The organism is Dialister succinatiphilus (assembly GCF_928721695.1).
GTDB lineage: Bacteria > Bacillota > Negativicutes > Veillonellales > Dialisteraceae > Dialister > Dialister succinatiphilus.
In genome coordinates this window covers 1,551,151-1,575,931 of the sequence record NZ_OV788641.1, presented here as the reverse complement: position 1 = coordinate 1,575,931, position 24,781 = coordinate 1,551,151, and the positions used below count along the sequence as shown (strand labels likewise).

At 52.0% G+C, this 24,781-nt stretch carries 21 protein-coding genes and 1 tRNA gene; 3 read left to right on the top strand and 19 right to left on the bottom strand.

Going from position 1 to position 24,781, the window contains the following annotated elements; translation table 11 throughout:
• Window positions 1-91: 91 nt before the first annotated feature.
• The 6 genes from NW747_RS06580 to acpS all read right to left on the bottom strand — a co-directional run bounded on the left by NW747_RS06580 (window position 92) and on the right by acpS (window position 5,853).
• Window positions 92-976 carry a phosphate ABC transporter substrate-binding protein gene (locus tag NW747_RS06580; protein WP_273186155.1) on the bottom strand — a complete coding sequence of 295 codons (885 nt, stop codon included), beginning with the start codon at window positions 974-976 and terminating at the stop codon, window positions 92-94.
• 657 nt (window positions 977-1,633) lie between these two features.
• A complete protein-coding gene (locus tag NW747_RS06575) occupies window positions 1,634-2,644 on the bottom strand; it encodes a uroporphyrinogen decarboxylase family protein (RefSeq protein WP_273186153.1) in 1,011 nt (336 codons plus the stop codon).
• Window positions 2,645-2,809: 165 nt separating this feature from the next.
• A complete protein-coding gene (locus NW747_RS06570) occupies window positions 2,810-3,034 on the bottom strand; it encodes a DUF3006 domain-containing protein (protein WP_273186150.1) in 225 nt (74 codons plus the stop codon).
• The gene (locus NW747_RS06565; RefSeq protein ID WP_273186147.1) at window positions 3,031-3,945 is read right to left on the bottom strand and encodes a ComEC/Rec2 family competence protein; all 915 of its coding nucleotides are present in this window, start codon (window positions 3,943-3,945) and stop codon (window positions 3,031-3,033) included. The genes NW747_RS06570 and NW747_RS06565 overlap by 4 nt, the downstream gene beginning before the upstream one ends.
• A gap of 2 nt (window positions 3,946-3,947) precedes the next feature.
• On the bottom strand, window positions 3,948-5,480 hold the full coding sequence (locus NW747_RS06560; protein ID WP_273186145.1) for an NAD(P)H-hydrate dehydratase: 1,533 nt from the start codon (window positions 5,478-5,480) through the stop codon (window positions 3,948-3,950).
• A complete protein-coding gene (acpS, locus tag NW747_RS06555) occupies window positions 5,461-5,853 on the bottom strand; it encodes a holo-ACP synthase (protein WP_273186142.1) in 393 nt (130 codons plus the stop codon). Before acpS ends, NW747_RS06560 begins: the two co-directional genes overlap by 20 nt.
• A gap of 300 nt (window positions 5,854-6,153) precedes the next feature.
• Between acpS and rpsT the strand changes: the two genes are divergently transcribed.
• Entirely contained in the window at window positions 6,154-6,501 is a 348-nt protein-coding gene (gene rpsT, locus NW747_RS06550; RefSeq protein ID WP_008858629.1) for a 30S ribosomal protein S20, read from the top strand.
• Between the two features lie 286 nt (window positions 6,502-6,787).
• Here the strand turns inward: rpsT and NW747_RS06545 are convergent, their stop codons facing one another.
• The 3 genes from NW747_RS06545 to NW747_RS06535 all read right to left on the bottom strand — a co-directional run bounded on the left by NW747_RS06545 (window position 6,788) and on the right by NW747_RS06535 (window position 9,001).
• Window positions 6,788-7,351, bottom strand: a complete 564-nt coding sequence (locus NW747_RS06545; protein WP_273186140.1) for an HdeD family acid-resistance protein — start codon at window positions 7,349-7,351, stop codon at window positions 6,788-6,790.
• Between the two features lie 167 nt (window positions 7,352-7,518).
• Window positions 7,519-8,769, bottom strand: a complete 1,251-nt coding sequence (locus NW747_RS06540; RefSeq protein WP_273186104.1) for a M20 metallopeptidase family protein — start codon at window positions 8,767-8,769, stop codon at window positions 7,519-7,521.
• Between the two features lie 79 nt (window positions 8,770-8,848).
• Entirely contained in the window at window positions 8,849-9,001 is a 153-nt protein-coding gene (locus NW747_RS06535; protein WP_273097244.1) for a hypothetical protein, read from the bottom strand.
• 361 nt (window positions 9,002-9,362) lie between these two features.
• Between NW747_RS06535 and NW747_RS06530 the strand changes: the two genes are divergently transcribed.
• Window positions 9,363-9,448 (top strand) — tRNA-Leu (locus NW747_RS06530).
• Between the two features lie 85 nt (window positions 9,449-9,533).
• Here the strand turns inward: NW747_RS06530 and NW747_RS06525 are convergent.
• Window positions 9,534-12,332 (bottom strand): heavy metal translocating P-type ATPase, encoded by a 2,799-nt coding sequence (locus NW747_RS06525; RefSeq protein WP_273186101.1) that lies wholly within the window; start codon window positions 12,330-12,332, stop codon window positions 9,534-9,536.
• Between the two features lie 43 nt (window positions 12,333-12,375).
• A complete protein-coding gene (locus NW747_RS06520) occupies window positions 12,376-12,669 on the bottom strand; it encodes a metal-sensing transcriptional repressor (protein ID WP_273186098.1) in 294 nt (97 codons plus the stop codon).
• A 442-nt stretch (window positions 12,670-13,111) separates the two neighbouring features.
• On the opposite strand from NW747_RS06520, the gene NW747_RS06515 reads away from it, so the two are divergent.
• Window positions 13,112-13,945, top strand: a complete 834-nt coding sequence (locus tag NW747_RS06515; RefSeq protein ID WP_273186096.1) for a pyridoxamine kinase — start codon at window positions 13,112-13,114, stop codon at window positions 13,943-13,945.
• Window positions 13,946-14,422: 477 nt separating this feature from the next.
• On the opposite strand, the gene surE is transcribed toward NW747_RS06515, so the two are convergent.
• The 8 genes from surE to guaB form a co-directional block, all read right to left on the bottom strand.
• The gene (gene surE, locus NW747_RS06510; RefSeq protein ID WP_273186092.1) at window positions 14,423-15,181 is read right to left on the bottom strand and encodes a 5'/3'-nucleotidase SurE; all 759 of its coding nucleotides are present in this window, start codon (window positions 15,179-15,181) and stop codon (window positions 14,423-14,425) included.
• Window positions 15,182-15,276: 95 nt separating this feature from the next.
• Window positions 15,277-18,408 (bottom strand): efflux RND transporter permease subunit, encoded by a 3,132-nt coding sequence (locus tag NW747_RS06505; RefSeq protein WP_273186089.1) that lies wholly within the window; start codon window positions 18,406-18,408, stop codon window positions 15,277-15,279.
• The gene (locus tag NW747_RS06500; RefSeq protein ID WP_273186087.1) at window positions 18,405-19,637 is read right to left on the bottom strand and encodes an efflux RND transporter periplasmic adaptor subunit; all 1,233 of its coding nucleotides are present in this window, start codon (window positions 19,635-19,637) and stop codon (window positions 18,405-18,407) included. The genes NW747_RS06505 and NW747_RS06500 overlap by 4 nt, the downstream gene beginning before the upstream one ends.
• A 185-nt stretch (window positions 19,638-19,822) precedes the next feature.
• Window positions 19,823-21,082, bottom strand: a complete 1,260-nt coding sequence (locus tag NW747_RS06495; RefSeq protein WP_008858619.1) for a glycosyltransferase family 2 protein — start codon at window positions 21,080-21,082, stop codon at window positions 19,823-19,825.
• Window positions 21,082-21,810 (bottom strand): CDP-diacylglycerol--serine O-phosphatidyltransferase, encoded by a 729-nt coding sequence (pssA, locus tag NW747_RS06490; RefSeq protein ID WP_273186084.1) that lies wholly within the window; start codon window positions 21,808-21,810, stop codon window positions 21,082-21,084. The genes NW747_RS06495 and pssA overlap by 1 nt, the downstream gene beginning before the upstream one ends.
• Window positions 21,811-22,458: a phosphatidylserine decarboxylase gene (locus tag NW747_RS06485; protein WP_008858617.1), complete on the bottom strand. Its 648-nt coding sequence runs from the start codon at window positions 22,456-22,458 to the stop codon at window positions 21,811-21,813.
• The gene (locus tag NW747_RS06480; protein WP_273186081.1) at window positions 22,458-23,207 is read right to left on the bottom strand and encodes a WecB/TagA/CpsF family glycosyltransferase; all 750 of its coding nucleotides are present in this window, start codon (window positions 23,205-23,207) and stop codon (window positions 22,458-22,460) included. The genes NW747_RS06485 and NW747_RS06480 overlap by 1 nt, the downstream gene beginning before the upstream one ends.
• Window positions 23,204-24,661, bottom strand: a complete 1,458-nt coding sequence (gene guaB, locus NW747_RS06475) for an IMP dehydrogenase (RefSeq protein ID WP_273188278.1) — start codon at window positions 24,659-24,661, stop codon at window positions 23,204-23,206. Before guaB ends, NW747_RS06480 begins: the two co-directional genes overlap by 4 nt.
• Window positions 24,662-24,781 lie beyond the last annotated feature (120 nt).

The following is a 24,781-nucleotide window of genomic DNA, read 5'->3' as shown; positions in this document are numbered from 1 at the left end:
TGGTTCTCCTTTTGAAAGACGGGAAAGGCAGCCGCATATTCACGCGGCCGCTTTTCCCGCAGCTATTTCGTATTACGCTTTTAAACTCAAATTATTTTGTCTTCATTTTGGAGGATACGCCGTAGCCCTGTTTTTCGATTTCTACGCCGTATTCATCAGAGAGAACATAGTCCAGATAAGCTTTCACAGCACCGGTGGCTTCACCTTTGGTGTACATGTGTTCATAGCCCCAGACTTTATACTTGCCGTTGTAGGTGTTTTCCAGACTCGGTTCTACGCCGTCAATAGCAATGGCTGCTACGTCTTTGTTGTTTACCAGGTAAGGAAGAGCTACATAGCCGATAGCACCCTTTGTCTGAGCTACGCTCTGGATCAGTGTGCCGCTATCATCGGTTTCAAGAGATTTATTGGATGCTTCTTCCTGTCCTGCCAGTGCCAGTTCTGTGAAAAGAGCACGGGTGCCGGAAGTGGTAGGTCTTGTTACGAGAACGATTGGTTCATCAGGGCCGCCTACATCTTTCCAGTTGGTCACTTTCGCAGTGAATACATCCTGCAGCTGCTGGGAAGTAAGGCTCTTCACCTTGTCTGCAATGTCCTTATTCACAATGGTCGCTACGGTCATGGTGCAGACCTTGTGGTCTACCAGTCCCTTTGCCTTGTCAGCGGGGAGCTTCTTTTCTGCCGGTACATCAGAGTTGCCGATGTTTACAGAGCCTTCAGCCACCTGTTTCAAACCGGTGCCGGAGCCGCCTGCATTCAGTGTGATAGATACATCCGGATTCTTTGTTTTGAACTTGGCAGCTGCATCTTTAGCCAGCGGAAGAAGTGCGGATGAACCGGAAACAGTTACCTGTCCGGAAACCTTGCTGCCGGAAGCGGCGCCGCTTTTAGCCGGAGCGGAGTTTCCGCCACAGCCTGCTGCTGCAACCAATGCTGCCGAAGAAAGAGCCAGAGCCATCCACTTTTTAAGATTCATTATAAATCCTCCCTTGAAACGAATGATGTTTGTTTTTGTTTTCGATGTTTTAAGTGTAAAGCAGGGATGTAAAAAACAAAGAGGCAAAAAAGTATAGCTTTGATTTAGTTTGTAAAAGAAACGTAAAGGAAGCTGCTGCTTAGAGGGACACACCTTCGGTGTGAGGGTTGACGGGGCTTCGCCCGTGGACACACCTTCGGTGTGAAGGTTCTTAGGATTGACCGGCCTGACGGCCGGAGGGTTCTTAAGTTTGACGGCCTTTCAGGCCGAGGGTGGTGGTATCGCCCGCAGGGCGATAAGTATGAAGTCAGCGTTACGGGATTGGCTGTCTGTGTCATATGTGACACAATATCCAGTGCCACCTATTTTCTCGTTTCCCCTTGAGGGGAAGTCCCGCGAAGCGGGAAAGGGTGTACGGGGCAGAGCACCGATAGGATGCTCCATCGCGGTCCTGACCGCCAATCGGCGGCCCCCGAGCGAAGCAATGCAAAGCGAACCGCAAATCCGGTGGGAAGCTTCCTGCCGGCTCTCATAGATAGGTGGCGCAGGGATCGTTAGAGTTCCCCCTTTTCTCCACGAAAAAAGGACCGTGAAAAAATGTAAATCATTTCTTCACAGCCCCTTTTAGGCTTTTTTTATTATCTATTATATATGTTCCTATTTTACGCCGAAAGCGGCAGCGGCGTCTCTGACCCAGTTGAATCTTTCGGGATCGATGTCCTTGGGCACGGTGCAGTCGGCGCCCAGAATGACGCCTCTGGTGCCTGCTTTTTCCAGGATGTGCACCGTTTCTTTTTCAACTTCTTCCCTGGTGCCGGAATAGAGGACGCCTTCCGGGTTGTTGTCAAAACCGCCGATGACGCAGCGGTGATTGAAGATTTCCTCTCCCTTTTCCAGAGGCACTCCTTCGAAAGCCACGGCCCAGTTCACGGCCTTGAAGGGATAGTCCCTGTACCAGGTCAGGTCGTTGTGGCAGCCCATGTAGCCGCAGATGTGGAGCAGGTTATAGTCAGACACCGAGTTGGCTGCTTCCAGCACGGCGATTTCTGAAGGAGTAATGAATCCCCTGTATTTCTCATAAGTCATATCGGGATGGGGAATGTTCTGTACTGACAGGTAAATCCCGTCGGCATGACCATCGGCAATAACGGCTTTGGCCAGGGTGGCAATGTCTTCCGTAAGCACTGCCATGACTTCCTTCAACGCCTCCGGGTCTTCTTTCATGAAGCGGGTAATCACGGTCTTCGCATCGCTCCCGGTCTGCTGGAATTCAATGCACCGGGTGGGGGCAAAGAGGTTGTAGAATACCATCACTTCTTTACCGTATCTTTCTGTGAGGATACCGCAGAGTTCTACCTGTTTCTGAATCCACTCCGAATCCCTGCCCAAAGGTTTGATGTTTTCCGCATCCCTGATGGACTTCAGGTCATGAAGCTGCTCGTGGGGATAGAGGAAAAATCCGTCAGTCATAATTTTCACAAAGTCCGGTTTCCAGGATTTGTAAAAGGTATCATGTCCCGCCAGGTTGTCCACCCAGGCGGAGTGATGGGCCAGTGCGTCTGCGTGTCTCTGATCTGCCAGAAAATGATGCCAGAAACCGACCGGTACTCTGTCTACCGGTTTGCAGTCAAGAGCTGCCTTTACTAGTTCTCTCTTAGTCTGTGCCATAAATGCCTCCTGCATTTCAATCATTGCCATCTTCGAGAAGCACCGATTCATTCATAGAGTCTGCTTATATAAAAGCGAGCCATGATATGGTCAGCGCTTTCCCCAAGGGCTTTCCATCTATCATATCATATAGGGAAAAGGGAGCGCCATCAGCGCTCCCCCATTTTATTCTTCCCCGTTCATCCTTTTGATTTCCGCCAGAAGGTCTTCCGCTTCTTCCATGGACGCCTTCTCTCTTTCAGGATTTTCTGTGAAATCCATGTCCACCGCCATGCCTTCATGAACATGGGGCAGCCAGGCCGCCGGAAGAATCACCGTTTCCTCGTCGTCTGTTATCAGTACCGCCTTTTTCCCTTCGATGCGGTCTACAATGGCTTCCTTTTTCATCATGCCCGCTCCTTTTCAATATGATAACTGCTGCCGTCAGTGGTCAATGTGACCGTGCCGTTCCTGTCGGTGCGGTATACATGGACTTTCGCTTTTTCCAGTTTGTCCAGGGTCACTTTGTGGGGATGGCCGTAATCATTGCCCTGGCCACAGGAAATGAAAGCATCTTTCGGAGAAACGGCTTTCAGGAAAGCAGGAGACGTACTGGTGCGGCTGCCATGGTGGCCCACCTTCAGCACATCGCTCTTCAGGGTGCCTCCCTTGTCAAGAATGGTCTTTTCTTCCTCTTTTTCCGCATCGCCGGTGAACATCATGGAGAATTTCCCATAGGTCAGACGGCCCACTACGGAATTATTATTGAAATCGGAATTTCCCTTCTGGTCTTTAATGACCTTCACAGGCCCCAGCACGTTGTATCTGACACCGTCAAAGAAATCCACCTCGTCCCCTGCCTTCAGCACATGGTAGGGAATCTTATTCGCCTTGATCTGCTTCAGGTAGTTCTTGTAGGAGCCGGTGGCCGCAGGCATGCCGTCGTCGTAAATGGCATCCACCTTGAAATTTTTGAAGATGGCATTCATGCCGCCCAGATGGTCTGCATGGGGATGGGTAATAATGATTTTGGAAATTTCCTTGACCTTGTATTTATGAAGGAGCGCCACAATCTGGTCCCGGTGTTCAATGTCCCCGGTATCAATCATGACAAACTTCCCATCCTTTTCCAGAAGGAAGGCATCTCCCTGGCCTATGTCCAGCATGCGCACAGTAAGCTGTCCTCCTTTGGCGGCAGCAGAGGCCTTCGCCGGACTGGCCGAAGAGGACGCACTGCTGCCGCAGGCGGAAAAAGCAGCGGTTAATGACAGTGACAAAAGAAACACTGCCAGAAATTTCATCAGTTTTTGAAATATATGCATGGTTATCTCCCCATTTTCATCACTTCTGCCCGGGCCAATGGAATCCATTCTGCCAGATCACCGGCCCGGTAGCCTACCGGTGTCTTTTCTGCCGCCATATCTCCTGCCAGCCCATGAAGGTATACCCCTGCCAGGGCGGCGCCGGACGCATTCATGCCCTGTCCTGCCAGGGCGGCAATGATACCGGTCAGGGTATCTCCCATGCCGCCGGTGGCCATGCCCGGATTGCCGGTGGTATTTACATAGGCCGAGCCGTCGGGCATGGCAGTCACCGTAGGCGCCCCCTTCAGCACCAGCACCACATGGTTCTCCACGGCAAACCGGATGGCTTCGTCAATCCGGCCGTCCTCGATTTCTTTGGGCGAAAGTCCGGTGAGATGGGAAAATTCCCCTACATGGGGCGTGAGGATGAGCCGCCCGGGACATGTATCCAGGGCAATGTTCTCTTCCTTGACTGCAAAAAGGGCATCCGCATCAATGACCATGGTCTTATCAAAAGAAGTGATGAGACGCTTCACAAACTTTCCCGTTTCCTTCTCTCTGCCAAGGCCGGGCCCCAGGGCTATGACATCGTAGGCCTTCGCCTTTTCCAGCGCTTCTTCGCTGTCCGCTTCTGTAAAGAAGGGTCCTTCCCCAAGAGAAGAAACCATGAGCTCCGGAATCCTGCCAGCCAGCGCAGGATGGGCATCGGCAGCCGTCACCACCGCCACCTTGCCGCCGCCGGCATAGAGAGCCCCCTGGCCTGAGAGAAGGGCCGCTCCCTCCATACCATAGGAGCCGGCAAAAATACCGATGAAACCATTCTTCCCTTTATGGGACACCCGATTTCTCACGGGAAGGATATTGAACACATCTTCCTTTTCTGTCAGATGGACAGGGAAATCCATGCGTGCCTCATCGGGAATGCCAATGGGCGAATAGAGCAGGGTGCCGGTGTAGGAAGAGCCGGGATACAGCACATGGCCCCGTTTCACAGATCCCAGTGCCACCGTATAGTCTGCATCCACCACCACCCCGGCAGCCTTGCCGGTATCGGTCAGCATGCCGCTTGGCACATCTACGGAAATGATAATGCCCTGAGCCTCGTTCATCAAAGTAATCAGAAGCGCCTTTTCCCCTTTCACCTCGCTGGAAAGGCCGGTGCCTATGAGCGCATCCACCAGGATATCGGCATCATGGATATAGGGAGCCCCTTCTTCAGCCCTGGAAATAGGAATCACCGGGATTCCCATTTTATCTATAATATGCCTGTACTGTTTCGAGGATTCGCTCATATGGGCCTCATTCCCCATCAGGAGCACCAGCACCCTGGCTCCCCGGCCTGCTGCGTAGCGGGCTGCTACGAACCCGTCGCCTCCATTATTTCCTGTGCCGCAGAGAATCACCGTAAAGGCGCCGTCCCAGTCCACATATTTCTCTGTCAGACGGACCACCGAAGATCCTGCATTCTCCATAAGCACCATTTCCGGAATCCCATACTCCTTCATGGCCATGGAATCCAGAAGCCTTGACTCTTCAGTCTTTGTCAGTATCATTCCTGCCTCCTGCCATTACAACCACTGCAATGGCCATATGTTCTTCATGGGAAATGGAAATGGACATGTCCGTGATGCCAAGCTGCTCGGCCCTTTTCTGGAAAGTGCCCTGCAGATGAAGCACCGGCGCTCCCCATTTCGCCCAGGTCACAAAGGCATCCTGCCAGGCAGAGCCGAAAATACCGATGCCCAGCGCCTTCCCTGCCGCCTCCCTGGCTCCCCAGAGAGCCGCATAGGACTCGGCCCGCTTCTTTCCCTTCTTCTCGCAGTGGGCTATTTCCTCTGCTGTGAAAATCTTCTCCGCCCGGGCGGGGAACTTCTCCAGTATCCGTTCCCACCGGTCTATCTTTACTAAGTCTACACCTACATACATGGGCTTCTCCTTTCGTGAAACCGCTACATCCGACTGTAAAGCACCGATTTCAGGGCCCACGGCTTTGATTTCCTCCCTGGAATCCAGGAATCAACACAGCCCCTATGGATGAATCAGCACTTCTTTTCCTTTCCTCTTTATTGTACAAAAGCCCATGATCTTATTCAAATGAAAGATAAAATCATGGGAAATGAGCCGTAAAAGCAGGTCTTTATATTTCTTTGAAAGTTTCCTTGCCATGGCAGTCAAAATATGATAGAATGGCATGGTATGAATAATGCAGACGGGAGGTGAAATACATTGCCACAGATTAAAGCCAACATGAAAAGCATGAGACAGGACGCTGCTAAAAGAGCTGCCAACGCTGCTGTTAAATCCCAGATTCACGGCGCTATGAAAAAAGCTGTAGCTGCTGCTAACTCTGACAATAAAGAAGAAGCTTTTCGCGCCGCTGTAAGCATCATTGATAGTGCTGCCCAGAAGGGCGTCATTCATAAGAATGCAGCCGCTCGTAAGAAATCCCGTCTGAACGCAAACGTAAACGCTGCCATTGCCAAGGCTAAAGCTGCTGAAGCAAAAGAAAAAGCAGAAGCTGCCAAGGAAGAAGCAAAGGAAGCTTACAAGGAAAAGATGGAAGAAAAGGCCTGAGCCCTTTCAAAAGAAACTGTGCCCTTTACGGCGCAGTTTTTTATTGCTCCACATTGTTCCTCCTGTGCAGGGATATACTTCCCGAAGTTTTATGGGCTCTCTCAGGAATGGCTGACCCCTCCCGGAGGTCAGCGCTTCGGCCGGAGATATAAAGCATGGATACTGCAAGGGTCGGCGGCAGAACAGCTCATTCCCTGCATCATATACAAGGATGAACCTTTGGAAATGCTGTCATTCCACACAAAAAAAGCTCTGAAAAATGTTTCTCATTTTTCAGAGCCTTTTTTCATTCATCCATACCGTCCTGTTTCCTCCAGGTAAGGAAAGTGCTGATGCCACTCCAGATGAGGGCCGCCCCTACCAAGTACATGAAGAGGAGTCCCGCTGCGTCAGGACGAAATACCAGAAGCAGCCCCAGAAGAATCTGCACCACCGCTGCCACCATATAAAGCTTAGGATTTCTCAAAGATGCCTGTTTTCTGGAACGCAGGATCATCATGAAAATACCGCGGAGAAGAATGTAGAGGGCAAAGAGAAGAGGCAGCATGAAGGCCACCACGGCAAAAGCCAGGGAAATCATCATCCACAGGCCGAAGGCCGTATCAAGGACTGCCATGAGAAGATGCCAGAGAGAACGGCTGGCGCCCTCCGTTTTCATCCAGCGGAGAATCTGGCATACCCCGCCAAGGACAAGGACAAATCCGATATAATATCCCACCGCCAGAAGGGACTCCGCCGGCTCCGCAATACAGAAAATACCGGCGCCTATAAAAAGAATACTGCCAATAAAAAGCAATGCTGATGGAAGCATACCTATCGCCTCTTTCATGAAAAAAGAAATAGATTTCATGAATGCTTCCTTACTTTATCTCCTGTTTATATTATAGTCCTTTTATGCTGTCTATTCCACATAGACAGAGATGATTTCCATAGGAACCATACCGGATAGGAAACTTCAGTGACGCCAAAAAAGGCTTTGGAGAAAGGATTCCCATTTCTCCAAAGCCTTTTTTCAGATCATTCTGTGAGCTTCAGCATGCTTTCCAGATCCACTGCATGGAAGGAGGGGCAGGCCGGCTTTTCTTTCAGCACCGCTGTCACATAGGACAGGGCTGCTGCCACACCGGTAACCAGACCATTTTCGGCTATATCAAATTTCGGTGTATGATGGGGGCTGCCGCTTCCCACATCTTTGTCATAAATGCCGGTGAAGAAGAATACCCCCGGCCAGGTAGATTCGGTAATGGAGAAGGTTTCCGTAGCCATCCACATGGGGCAATTTCTGTCCAGGGCCCCTTCGCCCAGCTGATCCACCACTGCCTTTCTTGCCAGGTCCACGCATTCCTTCGTATTGACGGTCACCGGAAAGTACTGGTCCTCCACCACTTCCACCGTGCAGCCGTGAAGGGCGGCGGTATTCTTCGTGACCTCCAGAAGGGTCTTGCGGAAAGCCAGGCCGTCTTCGTTTTTCGTGCAGCGGGCTGTGCCGGCAAACATGAGCTCTTCAGGAATAATATTCGGTTCATGACCGGCTTCCACGGAGCCGAAAGAATAGGTGAAGCTGTCCGTCGGCGCCGTGACCCGCATGCGGTAGGCTCTAAGCTCCGAGGCAATGGAAACAAAGCATTCGATGGGGCTCACCGCCATATCGGGGCGGGAACCGTGGCCGCTTTTTCCATGAAGCTTGATGCGGAAGAAATAGGCCCCTGCCATGGCAGTGCCGTAAAGGATGCCTACCTTTCCTGCCGGCAGATCCCATTTCACATGGGTGCCAAAGCAGGTATCCACATGGATATGATGGTCCCTGAGGTAACGGAGCATGGGAGCAATTCCTCTTTCTCCCATTTCCTCAGCTTCCTCAAACATAAGAACCACCTTTCCTTCCCACTCCTTTTTATGGAGAGAAAGGATTTTGGCCTCTGTCAGCAGCATGGCCATATGTCCGTCGTGGCCGCAGGCATGCATGACGCCATCGTTTTGGGAAATGCACACCCTTTCCTTAGACAGGTTCACCGGATCTTCCTTAATAGGAAGGGCATCAATGTCTGCCCGCATGAGCACCGTCCAGCCCGGCCTGCCGCTGTCAATAAATCCGAATACCCCGCCATGAGGCACCCGTACTGTTTCAATTCCTAATTCATGAAGAAACTTTTCAATAAAATCCATGGTCCTGAACTCTTTCTGTGAAAGCTCAGGATTTTCATGAAAATGGCGGCGCAGTGAAATCACTGTGTCCCTTTCTTTTTCAGCTGCATCTCTGCAATCCAAAAGAATCCCTCCTCTATTAAAGCCAGTCAGGCTTTTCTTATGGGAAAACGCTCATCCATTTCATAAAAGCAGCGCATTCCTACTGTCGTCTCCGCCACAGGTGAATGGCAGACAGCACAAAGGCCGCCACCACGATCACCGTGGCACAGAGAGTCATGAAATCATTATGTTCATACAAACGATACAGGCTGAACAAGGCCAGAAGCCCCAGCAGCACCAGCTTTATATTCACACTCTCATCTCCTTTGAAAAGGATACATCCATCATAACACAGGGGGACAAGGGATTCAAAAGGGTTCAGCGCCCTTTGGGCGCGAAGGGGTGCGGCCTGCGCCGCGGGTTGTGTAAAAGGGTTGTGGAAAAGGGTTGTGGAAAAAGATTCTTAAGATGAATGGGCCCAGGGCCCAAGGGTTCTTAGGTTTGACGGGTCCTGCAGGCCCGAGGGCAGCGGTGGCAGCTTCGCCGCAGTTTTTATAGAGGCTATTCTCACCGCTTCGCAGGCTCCTTTCCAAGAAAGGAGCCTGCGTTACGTGCTTCCCCCCATTTTTTCATTGACGATAGGTCAGTCTGTATGATAAAATAATTACCGATATGCCGGAGTGGCGGAATGGCAGACGCACCAGACTCAAAATCTGGCGATGGCAACATCGTGCGGGTTCAAGTCCCGCCTCCGGCACCATAAAAACCAGCCTGCAGGCTGGTTTTTTGATTTCTACAACATAAAAGCCGTGAAGCGGTTTCCCGTTTCACGGCTTTTTGATTCCTTATTTTTCAATGCCTTTAAAGGTGTAATCCTTGTCTTCGATGGCTTTCTTAATATCTCCATCAGCTACTGCCTTATCCAGAGTAAGAACAGCGGTGCCTTTGGTATGGGATACATCGGCCTTTTCTACACCGTCCAGGGCTTCCAGGGCTTTCTTCACTGTCATTTCGCAGTGATTGCACATCATACCTTCGATTTTAACTGTTTCTTTCATGTTTGTTTCCTCCTTTGGAAATAAAATGCCTTTATATTCATAATCCGCCTTGGCCAGCACCTGTTTCAGGGCTGCCTCGTCGGGTTGTGTGCTGTATGTAATGGACACGCGGCCTGTTTTGTGGTCTGCCCGGGCACCGGTAATGAAAGGAAGCGATTCCAGCGCTTTCTTCACGTGGTTTTCGCAGTTTTCACACATCATGCCTTCTACCAGCACCACTGCCTTTCCTCCCGCCGCTTCTGGCTTTTCTTCAGAGGAGGGCTTGCCGGAAATAGTATCCCAGTCCGGCAGGGCCGCCATCTTTTTCTTTTTGTCCCGGGAAGAGCTGCGGACGTTGAAGAGATTGAGCCTTAGAGCGTTCATGCAGACAGTGAAACTGGAAAGGGACATGGCGGCGGCGCCCCACATGGGGTTCATGCGGATGCCGGGATACAGGCCGGCAGCCATGGGGATGAGGAGCACGTTGTAGGCGAAAGCCCAGAAAAGGTTTTCATGAATATTTTTCAAAGTCTCCCGGGAAAGCCGCACTGCGGCGGACACATCGGAGAGACGGGAATTCATGAGTACTATGTCGGCGGAGTCAATGGCCACATCAGTGCCGGCACCGATGGCAATGCCTGTATCTGCCTTCACCAGTGCCGGGGCATCATTAATACCGTCACCCACCATGGCCACTTTCCCATAGGCCTGGAGCTTTCTGATGACCGCTTCCTTTCCATCGGGAAGGACGCCGGCAATCACATGGTCCACGCCGGCCTTCCGAGCCATGGCGGCAGCCGTCTTTTCATTGTCGCCGGTCAGCATGACCACCTGGATGCCCATATCCTTAAGCTCCTGGATAGCCCGGGGCGAGTCTTCCTTAATCACATCAGCCACGGCCATGAGTCCCAGAAGTTTCCCTTCTTCTTCAAAGAAGAGAGGCGTCTTCCCTTCTTCTGCAAGTGCTTCCGCCCGATCCTTGAGATCTTTGATGGAGGTGAAGGTGGAAATATAGGAAGCAGAACCGCCGTGGAGTTTCTTTCCTCCCAGGTTTCCCTCCAGCCCGTGGCCCGACAGGATTTTGAAATCAGTGAGGGGAAGGGCTTTCACCGCTTTCTCATTTCCATAATCCACCACTGCCAGAGCCAGGGGATGTTCCGATTTCACTTCCAGGGCGTAAGCTTTTTCCAGAAGTTCTTTTTCCGAAACCCCTTCTGCCGGAACCATATCGGTCACCCTGGGTTTTCCTTCTGTAATGGTACCGGTTTTATCCATGACGGCTATATCGATTTTTCCTGCATTTTCCAGGGCTTCGCTGGTTTTGAAGAGGATGCCGTTTTTAGCACCCATGCCATTGCCCACCATAATGGCCACCGGCGTTGCCAGGCCCAGGGCACAGGGACAGGAAATGACAAGGACGCAGATGGCGTATTCCAGGGCCCTGGAAACGGGAGCCCCCAGCAGGATCCACAGGATGAATACCAGAAGGGCAATGAGAATCACTGCCGGCACAAAGACTGCCGATACCTTGTCGGCGATGCGGGCAATGGGCGCCTTGGTGGCAGCTGCATCGCTGACCATGCGGATAATCTGGGCAAAGGTAGTATCTTCTCCGACCCGGAGGGCCCGGGCCCGGATATAGCCATTGGTATTCATGGTGGCGGCGCTCACCCGGTCTCCGGGCGTCTTGTCCACCGGCACCGATTCCCCGGTTAAGGCGGACTCATCCACCGCCGTTTCCCCTTCCAGGATTTCGCCATCCACCGGCACTGAATCGCCCGGTTTCACTATGAATATGTCTCCTAACCGCACTTCTTCTACAGGAATGAGGGATTCCTTCCCCTCCCTTTCCACCAGGGCCGTTTTCGGGGCTATCTTCATGAGCCCCTTCAGCGCATCGGTGGTGCGTCCTTTGGAAATGGACTCCAAGAGTTTTCCCACTGTAATGAGGGCAGGAATCAGGGCAGCCGATTCGAAATAAAGCTGGTCATGATAGAGGGGCATGATGTCCATACTAGACGAGCCCTGAGTTATGAGCCAGGTCATTTTATAAAATACATAAAGGGACCAGCCGAAGGATACGGAAGCCCCCAGAGCCACCAGGGTATCCATATTGGGACTCCTGTGGAAAAGGGACTTAAAGCCGGAATCGAAGAAGGCATGGTTCACTGCCATAACAATAAAGGCCAGAATCATTTCCGTCAGGGCAAGGCCCAGATAGTTATGATTCAAAAAGAAGGGCACCGGCAGATCCAGCATCTTGTGTCCCATGGTGAAGTACATGAGGACCATGAGGAACAGGATAGAAATGAGAAGCCGTCTTTTGAGCTTCGGCGTTTCATGGTCCTCCAGAGCTTCCTTTTCCGCTTCCAGCCGGGACATACCGGCAGAGGAAGCATCCATGGGTTTGGCACCATAGCCTGCCTTTTCCACCGCCTCCACCACATCGCTGGCAGAAGCCTTCCCTTCTACGGACATGGAATTGGTCAAAAGAGACACTGTCACTTTGTCTACTCCCGGCACCCGGCTCACCGCTTTTTCCACGTGAGCCTGGCAGGCAGCGCAGGTCATGCCGGTCACCATGTACTGGCATTTATTTTCACTCATAAAATCACCATCTTTCTGTTAAGGATAAAGACAAAGGAAAATCCTATTTCATCACTTTCTGCAGCATGCTGCAGAGTTCATCCATTTTGTCTTCCTTTCCTTCCCGGATGTCTTCTGTGACGCATCCGCGGATATGGGCAGCCAGGAGAATCTTGTTGAAACTGTTCAGCGCATTGGTCACCGCAGACACCTGCATCACAATATCCGGGCAGTAGGCGTCGCTTTCCACCATTTTTTCAATGCCCCGGATCTGGCCCTCCACCGTTTTCAGGCGGGTCATCAGTACTTTTCTTTCCTTTTCCGTTCGCATGGTGTGTCGGCATTCGCAGTGTTCCATTTCGTTCTCCTTGCTGAATTTATATTTTTTAGAAGTCAAAATTTCTGTATCCCTAACGTCCACCATACTACACCCCCCTGGGGTCCCCTGTCAAGGGGATATTGGGGAATGGGGAGTCGGGATTCGGGATTGGGATCGGGATCGAGAATGGGATCGGGATCGGGCCCGGGACTGGGATTGGGGAATGGGAGCGGACAACGGACAACGGACAGCAGTCAGCGGACAGCGGACAGCCGATAGCCGATAGCGGACAGCGGACAGCGGACAGCCGACAGCCGATAGCCGATAGCCGATAGCGGTCAGCCGATAGCGGTCAGCCGACAGCGGTCAGCCGACAGCGGTCAGCGGGCAATCTGGTCATATATTTCTTTTAGAAATTGGTCGTTTACGTAGTACCAAGGCCATTGTAAAATAGAATTATTCTATACAGCAGGAGGTACTTATGTCTACAAAACGCGTACTCGCTATTCATGATTTATGCGCCTTCGGGCGTTGTTCACTCACCGCAGCGCTGCCGGTGATTTCCGCCATGGGGTTTCAGGTGAATCCCTTCCCCACTGCTATTTTCAGCAATAATCTGACCTACGGTGATTTCACTTTTTCTGATTTCACTCCTCATATGAAGGAATTTATGGATCAATGGCAGAAGCTTGGCTACTCTTATGATGCCATTTACAGCGGTTTTCTGGCAGACGCAGGCCAGATCGGCATAGTGCTCGACGCCATTTCCCGTTTTGCCGGAAAGGATACCCTGGTGGTGGTGGACCCGGCCATGGCAGATGACGGAAAGCTTTACCCCGTTTTTACTCCGGACATTGTGAAGGAAATGAAAAAACTCATCAGCGCCGCCACCGTGGTGACACCGAACTATACGGAAGCCTGCCTTCTCACAGACCGCCCCTATGATGACAAGCCGGTTACCACAGATGCCCTTCTTTCCATCGCCCATGACCTTACTGCCCGGGGTCCCAAACAGGTGGTGATTACCAGCGTGCCATCGGATAAAGGCACCATCCGCATTGCCTGCTTTGATGCCAAGGAAGGCACCTACTCCGATTACAAGGTGAAACGCATCCCCTTTGCCACCTGCGGCACCGGCGATCTTTTCACCAGCGTGGTGACCGGTTCCCTTCTTCAGGGGAAAAGTCTTTCCGACGCAGTGAAGAAAGCGGCTTTCTTCCTTTCCTATGCCATCGAATACACTTATAAAGACGGCAGCGATTACCGGGAAGGAGTGCAGGTGGAGCCCTGCCTTGCAAAGCTTTTGGAAAACTGATTTTTTCGCCTTTGGACACACCTGCGGTGTGAAGGTTGACGGGGCTTCGCCCCGAAGGTTCTTAAGGTTCTTAAGTTTGACGGCCCTTCGGGCCGAGGGTTGTGGTGGCGGCTTCGCCGCAAGTAAAAAAAAAGGGGGGGCGCGGCTGACGCCGCGGGTCGTATAGAAGGGTTATGTTCGCTAGCGCTCAGGGGCGACAGCGCCTGCGGCGCTGAAGGTGGTGGTATCGCCCTTCGGGCGATAAGTATAAAGTCAGCGTTACGGGATGACCTTGCTGTATCATATGGCATGAAAAGCATTCCGACGCTTCCCTCTAGGTGGCAGAGGAACTGGATTCATTCGGCGATTTCCCCGCCCCACGGGGAAGAATCCCAACTGCACTCATCGAGGGGGGACGCAGGGAAAGGTAAGATTTCCTTTTCCCCATGAAAAAAAGCATAAAAAAACAGCCCTCGGGCTGTTTTTTTTTATGCTTTTTTATTGGATGGAATCTCTCACTTTTTCCAAAGCGTCCCGGTCCGTCATGTTCCAGGTCAGGGGCGTCAGGGTAGGATAGCCGCGGTGAATCCAGAAAACGTCGGTGTCCGGCGCTGCATCGGGCAGCATTTTCCCGGAAAGCCAGAATCCCAAATGACCGGAGGGATCCTTCATTTCGCGGATGGCATTTTCATAGCGCTGCACGCCAAGTTTCACCACCTTCAGATTTTCCAGGCAAAGTTCCTTTCCCTCTTTAGGGATATTGAGGCTTAAGGTGCCCCTGTATTTTTCCTGGACGAAATATTTCCTTACGATGTCAAAGGCAAAGGTGGAGGCTTTATCCAGAAAATCCTTGTCCTTGATGGTTTCTGCAGAAAGGGCGATGGAAGGAATGCCGAATACCGCTCCTTCCAGGGCGCCGGCTACGGTACCGCTGTAAAGGCAGTCGGTGCCGCTGTTGTAACCGTTGTTGATGCCGGATACCACCAGATCCGGCATGTCATTCCGGAGCCAGTGTTCCAGGGCCAGCTTGCAGCAGTCTGCCGTGGTGCCGTTGCAGGAAAGGACGGAAATATTTTCTCCATAGCTTTCCTTGTGCCACATACGCAGATAGGTCTGGAGGGACAGGGAGGAGGAACAGGAGCTTCTTCCCCGATTGGGAGCAATGACGGTGACCCGGCCCAGGCGGGAGAGTTTTTTTGCCATTTCAATCAGTCCGGGAGACTCGAAGCCGTCATCATTGGTCATAAAAATATGCATAGTTCACCTGATTTCTAACACAAAGATTCTGATTCTTTTATTGTACCATATAAATAGAAAAGATTCTATATAGATTCTGTAAAGTCCAAAGCCTGTTACTTCCTGGCTGCAGCGCCGATTCTTCCTTCCTCTTTTTTCAGGAAATGAAGGAACGAGTGATTTTCGAAGAAAAGGAAAATCATGGGCATCACAAGGAGCGTAAAAATGGTGGAGGTTAGAAGACCGCCGATGATCACCCAGGCCATGGAGCTTCTTGTTTCGGAGCCTGCCGTCACTGCCAGGGCCGTAGGCAGCATGCCTACAATCATGGTAAAGGTGGTCATAAGGATAGGACGAAGCCTGGTCCTGCCCGCTTCCAGCACCGCGTCCTTCGGATTCATGCCCCTGGTATGCATGAGGGTCAAAGTGTAGTCCAGAAGGAGGGTACCGTTTTTGGCCACCACGCCGTCCATGACGATGATGCCGATCATGGAGTAAATATTCAGAGAATCATTCATGAGGAAGAGGAAGAAGAGAGAGCCAATAAGTCCGAAGGGCAGGGAAAACATGCGGATGAAGGAAGTCTTGGCCGATTCGTAGAGCACAGACAGGACCATGTACACCAGCACCATGCCCATGAGAAGGGCCGCCAGGAGTTCTGTGAAACTTTCATTCATGCTGTCCGCCTGTCCGGAGAATCGGAAGCTCACAGTCTCCGGCAGTCCGGCGTCTTTAAGGTCTTGGGTCACTTCTTCAATGACCTGGCTCAGCGGGCGGCTGCCGGGATTTCCACCGATGATGATGGACCGCTGTTTATCGGTGCGGTTAATGGTAATGGGCCCTTCTTCATCTTTGATCTGCGCCACATCGGAAATATGGACCAGGCCTTTGGATGTTTCAATGGGAATCACTGCGAGATCCGATTTCTTATAGGATTCACCGCCCCTGAAATATACATTGATATCCGTATCATTGCCGCTGTTTTTCACGTCGTTTGGAAGGACGCCGCCGCCGCTGCCGCTGATGGCGGATGACAGGGTATCATAGAGGTTTCCCACGGTGACGCCATAGTATTTCAGCTTCTCCCTGTCCGGAACGATGGAGAGCTCCGGCAGTCCTTCCTGATAGGTGGAGCTCACATCGGTAATGCCATAGTCCCCCTGCTTCAGCATATCCTGGACCTTTTCAGAAGCAAGAATCAGATCCTGCATGTTGTTGCCCCGGAGTTCCAGGCGGAAAGCGCCGCCGCCCTGGCCCAGCCCTCCGCCGGAGGTGCCGGACACAGAGGCCTGGTCTTCCTTGATTCTCACATCGCCGTCATGGATGTTTTGGGAAATCCAGTTTCTCATTTCATCGGTAATGTCCCAGATAGAGCGGCTCCGGTCCTGCCTGTCCATGAGAGACACCCGGATACGGCCGGAATTGACACCGTTACCGCCGCCCACCATGGCCATGTAGTACTTGGCTTCCGGCACCCGGGACAAATAGTCCTCCAGCTGGGTGGTCACCGCATCTGTGCGCTCAATGCTGGCATCGGTGGGAAGCTTGATCTGCACATTGAAACCGCTTTCATCAGTGCGGGGCATGTACTCCCTGCCGATGATGCCCAGAGGCACCATGGCCGTAAAGAGGGCCAGCGCCAGGGCTGTGCCGGCGAAGAGTTTCTTTTTATGATGAAAGCTCCAGTGGAGCGCCTCTTCGTAGAAATCCTGCATTCCTTCTTCTATCTGGTCCATCGCCCGCCAGAGCTTTCTGTCCGGTACGTGAAGGCCTTTTTGGAAGAATCGGGAGGCCAGCATAGGTGTGAGGGTAAAAGAAATGAAAAGGGAAAAGAGCGATGCAAAAACGATGGTCAGTCCGAACTGGCGGAAGAACTGGCCGGTCATGCTGGTCATGAAGGCGATGGGCAGGTACACCACCACATCGCAGATAGTAATGGCAATCGCCGCCATACCGATTTCCATACGGCCCTTCACTGCCGCCTCTTTGGGACTTTCCCCTCTGGCCAGATGGCGGTGGATATTTTCCAGCACCACAATGGAATCGTCTACCAGGATGCCGATACAGAGGGTCATACCCATGAGAGACATCATGTTGAAGGTAAAGCCAGCCAGGTACATGGCAAAAAAGGAGGCAATCAGGGAGGTAGGAATAGCAATCATGACGGCCGCTGCGGAACGCCAGCCCCGAAGGAAGAGAAAGAGTACCAGGCCTGTGGTGAAAAGGCCTTCCACCAGGGTGCCCAGGGTATTATGGAGGGCTGTCCGCACGTAAGCAGCAGAATCGTTGACGACAATGAACTGATAGTCCGGATACTCTTTTCTCAGCTGCTCCAGCACTGTCATGACAGCGTCGGACGTGGAAACCAGGTTGGCATTGCTGTTCTTGTAAATGGATATGCCCACGGCGTCCTGGCCATTGATCCGGGCATAGCGGGACACCTTTTTATCTTCCCGCACCACGTCTCCCAGGGCGGTAATGGGTATGGCGCCGCCGCCCTGGGCGGTGACATAGATTTTCTTGATATCCTCCACCGAATGGTACTGCGCATTCAGCCGGATCTGGGTCTGCCGGCGATCCGTGTAGGAGGAGCCGGCGGGAGCCAGCTTGTTTTCTCGTTTCAGAGCCGAAATGATGTCATTCATGGAAATCCCGTAGTAGGACAGTTTGTCCCTGTCTATCTTGACCGCAATTTCGGGGTCTCTGCCGCCGGAAAGTTCCACATCCGACACACCGTCGGCCTTGGTGAAATCGTTGGTCAGCGTATTGTCTGCCAGCGAATACATTTCATCCAGAGGATGGGGCGAAACCAGGGCCAGGTCCAGGATAGGCGCTGCATCCATATCCCTCTTTTCCACCACCGGGTCATCGGCGTCATCAGGAAGGCTTTTCCTGATAGCATTCACCTTCTGGGAAGCGTCCACCGCCGCTGCATCCACATCGGCATCAAAATTAAGCTCCAGGGTAACCTGGGACTTTCCGGTCCTGGACTTGGAAGTAATATGCTTCACATCGGACACCGAAGACAGAGCATCCTCCACGGGCTTGGTCACCTGCTGCTCCACCGATTCCGCATCGGCGCCGTCATAGGTAACGCTGACTACCACATAGGGCGTATTGATTTTCGGATACAGTTCCACACCGATGCGATAGTAGCTGTAAAGCCCTAGGGTCACGAAGAAGAGGACGATCATGATGATGCCCACAGGATGTGTGACGGCGTAGCGGGTCATATTCAACCGATTCATACCGTTCCCTCCACATCCACCGTCATGCCGTCCTTCAGTTTGGAAATATTGGTGACTGCAGCCCGGTCTCCTTCCGAAATTCCTGTAAGGATTTCAATGGAGTCATCATTATAAAGGCCGGTGGTGACCTCCACCTTTTTCACCTTATGGCTGCTGTCAATCAGGAAGGCCCACTTCTTTCCATTATTTTCAAGCACCCCTTCCTTGGGCAGGTACAGGGCATTCTTCCTTTCCAGAGCCATCACAGTGCTTCGGCCAAACATGCCGCCCCGAAGATTTTTCCCTTCACCGTCAAGAAGGATACGGACCCTGTAGGAATGGGTAGAGGCATCCAGGTCCGGGCTGATATAAATGATTCTTCCCTTTACCTTCTCTCCCAGGGAATCGATGGAAACATCCATGTCCATGCCTTCCCGAAGAACCCCGATGTCCTGTTCCGCCACGGCGCAGTCCAGGTACAGGGCGCTGTTATCCACAATGGTTAAAAGCTTCTGGCCTGCCGACGCCCACTCGCCTGCTTCCGCATCCCGATAGCCGATGGTACCGGACACAGGGGCATACATGGTCATATCCCCCTTCTGACTTTCCAGGGAATCTACAGTATAAGCCGCCTTTTCTGCTGCCGCTTCTTTGCTTGCAATCACTGCCGGCACGCCCTCCACATCCTGACCGGTCAGGTTCTGAAGGGCCGCTTTGGCTTCCATCATGGCCTGGTACTTGTCATCCCGCTCCTGTCTGGAAACGGCGCCTTCCTGGAACAGGGTGTCATAGCGGTTAAAAGTGGAAAGGGCATTATCATAATCACTCTGGGCTTTCAGGGTACCTGCATCATAGGAAGCCCTGCTTTCCACCGCATCTGCCGCAGCCTCCTGGCTGCCAGCCCGATTCTGGGCAATGGAAAAGCTGATGTCCTTCGTGTCCTGGGAAACAAGGATATCCCCTTTTGTCACCTTGTCCCCCAGATCCACATACACCTTTTCCAGCCGTCCTGCATACTTGGGAGAAATATCCACCGATTCCCGGGGCACTGTCTCTCCGGACAGTACCACCCGTTTCATCATGTCTTTTTTCTCCATCTTCTCCACCTTCACCAGCGGATGGGCCGATGTTTTCCCTATGCTTACCCGGCTGCGGTGGGTATAGGCGTAAATGCCGCAAAGCAGGAAAACAAGGATAACAGTCCATATGATGATTTTTGCTTTTTTAGAATGAAGCCATGAAAGCTGCATAAAATCCTCCCCATGATGATTCATGACCACCATGAATCGTCTGCTTCCTTCATTATACAGGGCCCATGATATGATTCATAGATTGTTGCAAAGAATTTATCATTCCTTATCATTTCTCTGCCCGCAGCCGCGGGTGCAACAGAAAAAAGCGGTGAAGAAATGAGGAACATTTCTTCACCGTTTTTTTACTGATCGATTTCTTTCTTTCTGGTGAGCTTGGCCTGCTCAAAATGCATGCTTCTTGTATGGATGGTATGGACCCAACCCTTCTTGTGGCGGTCCTTCCAGCCCAGGATGGTGACAGGAATCCAGGAATACATGAATACAGGATAAATGAGCCAGTAAAGATAAATCTTCAGAGGCACTTCGATCTGCAGCAGCACGATGAGGGGCACCACGGACTGGATGAAGCCAAGCACCGCCCAGAACTGGCGGGGCACCAGCACATCGTTGTACAGAATCACCGTGAAGCAGGGATAGAACATATTGATATATGTCATGATGAGGTAGAAGGTGGAGAGCAGAAGGAAATAGTTCTGCAGAAGCTGCATGATGCCATCCAGGATGACAATGCTGTGCCTTTTGATGCCTTCTCTGAAAAGGATGGGAATGTACCGTTCAGAGCAGTCGAACTGGCCCTGGGCCCACCGCTTTCTCTGGCGGCAGGAAGCCATGAAGCCCAGCGGTTTCTCATCATAAATAATGGCATCATGAACCCAGCAGGTACGGATACCATGGGACAGGCATTTCATGGAAAATTCCATATCCTCAGTGAGGCAGTCGCAGCCCCAGCCGTATTTCTTCACAATATCCGCCGCAATGCACATGCCTGTACCGCCGAGGCAGGAGGACAGGCCCAGATTATACTTGCCCAGATGCCACAGATGATTGATGGTCCAGAAGGCAATAGCAAAGGTACCGGATACCCAGGTATCTGTGGGGTTCTTGGCGGACAAATAGCCCTGCAGCACCTTCTGGCCCTTCAGAAGGCGGTTGTTCATAACCGCCAGGAAATCCAGATGGACCAGGTTATCAGAGTCGAAGACGCAGAAAGCATCATAGCCTTTATTCAGGGCGAAAATCTTTGGGAATACCCAATCCATGGCATAACCCTTGCCCACCAGCTCCCTGTTGGTCCGTTCAAAGACATGGGCTCCGTGGGCGCGGGCAATATCGGCGGTATGGTCGGTGCAGTTATCTGCAATCACATACACATCGTAGAGCTCTTTGGGGTATTTCAGCATTTTCAGGTTTTCCAAAAGGTCTGCCAGCACCATTTCTTCATTATGGGCCGGTATGACCACAGCAAATTTGCTCTTTGGAGGTGCCAGATTTTTTTCTTTTCGATGCCACATGCCGCATACAGCAATGACCGTATAGTAAATGGTAAAAAACGCCACGATCAGCTGTACGGGGATCATGATTATATCGAGTATGTAAGTCATTATTCTTTCCCTTCGCCGTTTTCTCCGGCAGTTTTCCTGGTTCTCTTTGCTTTCCGTTTTGCCTTTCTGCGGTTCAGGAAGGTATTCATCATGCCGAACATGATATAGCCGGCGCAGAGAGCTGCTGCCCATACAGGCCAGTAGAAAATGGTGCAGATAATGAAGAAGGCAAAGCAGATCAGAAGAGCCGGCAGATGAAGCTGATCGGCGCTGGCCCCTTTGTTGTCGGGATAATGGATTTCACTGACCATGAGGAAGGCCAGAAGAAGTACGCACAGCACGGCCAGCCAGTTCCAGATCTTAATGCCCGAAAGTACATAAGCTGCCACAATGACACCGGTCGTCGGGCAGGGCAGACCTTCAAAATAGCCGTGCACACTGGTGACCTTCACATTGAACCGGGCCAGACGGAAGGCGCAGAAGGTACCCAGAAGGGCACAGGGAATGAATCCCACCGGTCCCAGTTCATGGAGCTGGTAGGCATACATGAGAGCGCCGGCGGCGATGCCGAAGGAAATATCATCGGACAGGGAATCCAGTTCCACGCCCATGGGACCTGCCGTATGGAGGGCCCGGGCCACTCTTCCGTCAAGAGCATCCGCCACCATGGCGATAAGAATGAATAGAGCTGCCGTTTTGAAATTGCCCTCAATGGACATCATAATCGACAGACCGCCAAATAACGCATTTGTTGCTGTGACGGCATTTGCAATCCAAGATTTATTCACTTACTTCAGCCTCCCTACGACAGTCAGACCGCCTTTGACCTTATCGCCTTTTTTTACACAGATTTCGCAGTCACCGGGAATGTAGAGCTCCGTGCAGGAGCCGAACTTAATCATTCCGTACAGTTCTCCCTTGGTGAGCTTGTCTCCCAGGTTCTTCCAGGAAACCACCCGCCTTGCCAGGATGCCGGCAATGAGGATGACCAGGATGGACCGCTTCTTTCCTGTAATACCGATGGCACCCCGTTCATTTTCAAAACCTACCCCTTCCTTATAAGCAGGAAGGAACCGGCCCTGGGTATAGGACTGGTACTTGATTTCACCTGCCATGGGGCTGCGGTTGCAGTGGACATCAAAAATGGAGAGGAAAATGGTAATCCTGTGACATTTTTCCCCAAGAAACGTATCTTCCTCCACATCATGGGACACATCCACCACCGTGCCGTCTGCCGGGGACACCAGGGTATCATCACCGGGGACGATTTTCCCGTTCCGCGGCGGGCACCGGAAAAAATAAGTAAAATACAGACAAAGTACGAACGGTATCACTGCTGCGTAATACCATTTCAGATAACAGAATAGAACTCCGAGAAGGAAAGTCACCGCCATGAAGGGATAGCCTTCCTGTAATATGATAGGTTTTTTCAGCATCACTGACTCCTGCGTTCTTTTTTCCATTTCCCCACAGCCCGCATAAACTTCGGCAGAGCCATCATGCGGCCGATGCGGCTGGGCTGCAGGTACAGGCGGTAAGCCCATTCCAGACGGTTTCTCTGCATCCAGAGAGGCGCCCTCTTCAGGTTGCCGCTCATGACGTCAAATACACCGCCGATTCCCATAGAAAGAACGCCCAATTCCTCCTTGTGGGCATAGAGCCACTTTTCCTGCTTTGGCACGCCAAGGCCGGCAAAAAGCAGCTTTGCCCCGCTTTTTTTAATATCTTCGATAATTTTCTTTTCTTCTTCTTCATTGAAATAGCCGTCATGGCAGCCTACCAGGGAAAAACTTCCGTGGTCTTCCATGAATTTTCTGGCTGCCTTGGCCGCTACCCCCGGATTTCCACCCAGGAAATAGACCGGCCAGTTCATGGCCGAGGCCTTTTTCAAAAGCTCTGTGGTCAGATCCGCCCCGGTCACCCGTTCCGGGAAGGGGGTGCCCAGCTTTTCTCCGGCCCAGAGTACGCCGGCGCCGTCAGGAACCACAAGATCTGCGCCGTTCAGTATGCGGGCCAGCTCAGGGTCCTTTTGCGCAATCATAATCATTTCCGCATTGGCCGTGGCAATCATGGAAGGCTTCCCTTCCATGATTCTCTTTTCCGCAAAGGCCAGTGCTTCTTGCATGGTCACCGCATGGATGCGGATATCCATGACTACATGGGATGTCAACGTTATATCCTTCATTTCGTACTGTAATTCGGTGCTTCCTTCGTAATGCTTACATCATGAGGATGGCTTTCACGGAGGCCGGCGCCGGTGATTTCAATAAACTGGGTTTCCTCATTCATGGTTTTGATATCCGGCGTGCCGCAGTAGCCCATGGACGCACGGAGACCGCCGATGAGCTGGAAAAGCACATCGGACACATGGCCCTTGTAGGGGATCTGTCCTTCAATGCCTTCCGGCACCAGTTTCTTCGCATTCTGCTGGAAATAGCGGTCCTTGCTTCCGGCCTGCATGGCTCCCAGAGAGCCCATGCCGCGGTAAGCCTTGTATTTCTTCCCCTGATAAATGATGGTTTCTCCCGGGCTTTCGTCGGTGCCGGCCAGGAGGTTCCCCAGCATGACAGAGGAAGCGCCGGCGCCAAGGGCTTTGGCAATATCACCGGAATACTGGATGCCGCCGTCGGCAATGATGGGCACCCCTGTACCTTCAGCCGCCCTTGCGCAGTCATAAACAGCGGTAATCTGGGGCACACCGATACCGGCAACCACACGGGTAGTGCAGATGGAGCCAGGGCCGATGCCTACCTTCACCGCATCTACGCCGGCTTCGATCAACGCTTTGGTGGCTTCATAGGTTGCCACATTGCCTGCAATCAGTTCCAGATGGGGGAAATCTCTGCGGAGGCGGCGGATAGTTTCAAGCACCCCTTCGCTGTGACCATGGGCCGTATCGATTACGAGCACATCTGCTTTGGCAGCAAGGAGGGCTTCCACCCGGTCTTCCACATCCGGTGTCACACCGATGGCTGCTGCTGCCAGAAGGCGTCCGTCCTCATCCTTCACGGCATTGGGATATTTCTTCATCTTTTCGATATCCCTGATGGTGATGAGGCCCTTCAGGTATCCCTCTTTATCCACCAGCGGCAGTTTTTCAATGCGGTGGGCCTTCAGGATTTCCTTGGCTTCATCAATGGTGGTATTTTCCGGAGCTGTCACCAGACCGTCATGAGTCATGATGTCACTGATTGGGCGGGAAAGGTCCGTCTCAAAACGCATATCCCTGTTAGTAATGATGCCTACCAGCTTTCCATCTTCCGTAATGGGAACGCCGGAAATATGGTATTTATTCATCAGTTCGTCCGCATCAGCCAGGGTATTGTCCGGAGCCAGGTAAATAGGATCCACAATGACGCCGTGTTCGGAACGCTTGACCAGCTTCACTTCCCGGGCCTGCTCGTCGATGCTCATATTCTTATGGATGACGCCGATACCGCCTTCACGAGCCATGGCAATGGCCATTTCCGCTTCCGTTACCGTATCCATACCGGCACTCATAATGGGGATGTTCAGCCGGATATGTCTTGTGAGCTTCGTGCTTACGTCCACATCCCGGGGAAGTACCGTGGAATGGGCCGGAATCAGAAGTACATCATCAAAAGTAAGCCCTCTCTTGCCAAACTTGTCTGCTCTCATCATAGCCTCCGTTTCTTGAAATCAGATTTCCTCTTTCACTTCAGGTATATGATTTTGAATCCATTAATTTAATCATTATAACATAAATAAAAGGGACAGGAAAACAGGAATTGCAAAGGG

Coding starts and splice junctions, on each gene's coding strand:
- NW747_RS06580 (WP_273186155.1), bottom strand. CDS start 976: ATGAATCTTAAAAAGTGGATGGCTCTGGCTCTTTCTTCGGCAGCATTG.
- NW747_RS06575 (WP_273186153.1), bottom strand. CDS start 2,644: ATGGCACAGACTAAGAGAGAACTAGTAAAGGCAGCTCTTGACTGCAAA.
- NW747_RS06570 (WP_273186150.1), bottom strand. CDS start 3,034: ATGATGAAAAAGGAAGCCATTGTAGACCGCATCGAAGGGAAAAAGGCG.
- NW747_RS06565 (WP_273186147.1), bottom strand. CDS start 3,945: ATGCATATATTTCAAAAACTGATGAAATTTCTGGCAGTGTTTCTTTTG.
- NW747_RS06560 (WP_273186145.1), bottom strand. CDS start 5,480: ATGATACTGACAAAGACTGAAGAGTCAAGGCTTCTGGATTCCATGGCC.
- acpS (WP_273186142.1), bottom strand. CDS start 5,853: ATGTATGTAGGTGTAGACTTAGTAAAGATAGACCGGTGGGAACGGATA.
- NW747_RS06545 (WP_273186140.1), bottom strand. CDS start 7,351: ATGAAATCTATTTCTTTTTTCATGAAAGAGGCGATAGGTATGCTTCCA.
- NW747_RS06525 (WP_273186101.1), bottom strand. CDS start 12,332: ATGAGTGAAAATAAATGCCAGTACATGGTGACCGGCATGACCTGCGCT.
- NW747_RS06520 (WP_273186098.1), bottom strand. CDS start 12,669: ATGGAACACTGCGAATGCCGACACACCATGCGAACGGAAAAGGAAAGA.
- NW747_RS06515 (WP_273186096.1), top strand. CDS start 13,112: ATGTCTACAAAACGCGTACTCGCTATTCATGATTTATGCGCCTTCGGG.
- surE (WP_273186092.1), bottom strand. CDS start 15,181: ATGCATATTTTTATGACCAATGATGACGGCTTCGAGTCTCCCGGACTG.
- NW747_RS06505 (WP_273186089.1), bottom strand. CDS start 18,408: ATGAATCGGTTGAATATGACCCGCTACGCCGTCACACATCCTGTGGGC.
- NW747_RS06500 (WP_273186087.1), bottom strand. CDS start 19,637: ATGCAGCTTTCATGGCTTCATTCTAAAAAAGCAAAAATCATCATATGG.
- NW747_RS06495 (WP_008858619.1), bottom strand. CDS start 21,082: ATGACTTACATACTCGATATAATCATGATCCCCGTACAGCTGATCGTG.
- NW747_RS06485 (WP_008858617.1), bottom strand. CDS start 22,458: ATGCTGAAAAAACCTATCATATTACAGGAAGGCTATCCCTTCATGGCG.
- NW747_RS06480 (WP_273186081.1), bottom strand. CDS start 23,207: ATGAAGGATATAACGTTGACATCCCATGTAGTCATGGATATCCGCATC.
- guaB (WP_273188278.1), bottom strand. CDS start 24,661: ATGAGAGCAGACAAGTTTGGCAAGAGAGGGCTTACTTTTGATGATGTA.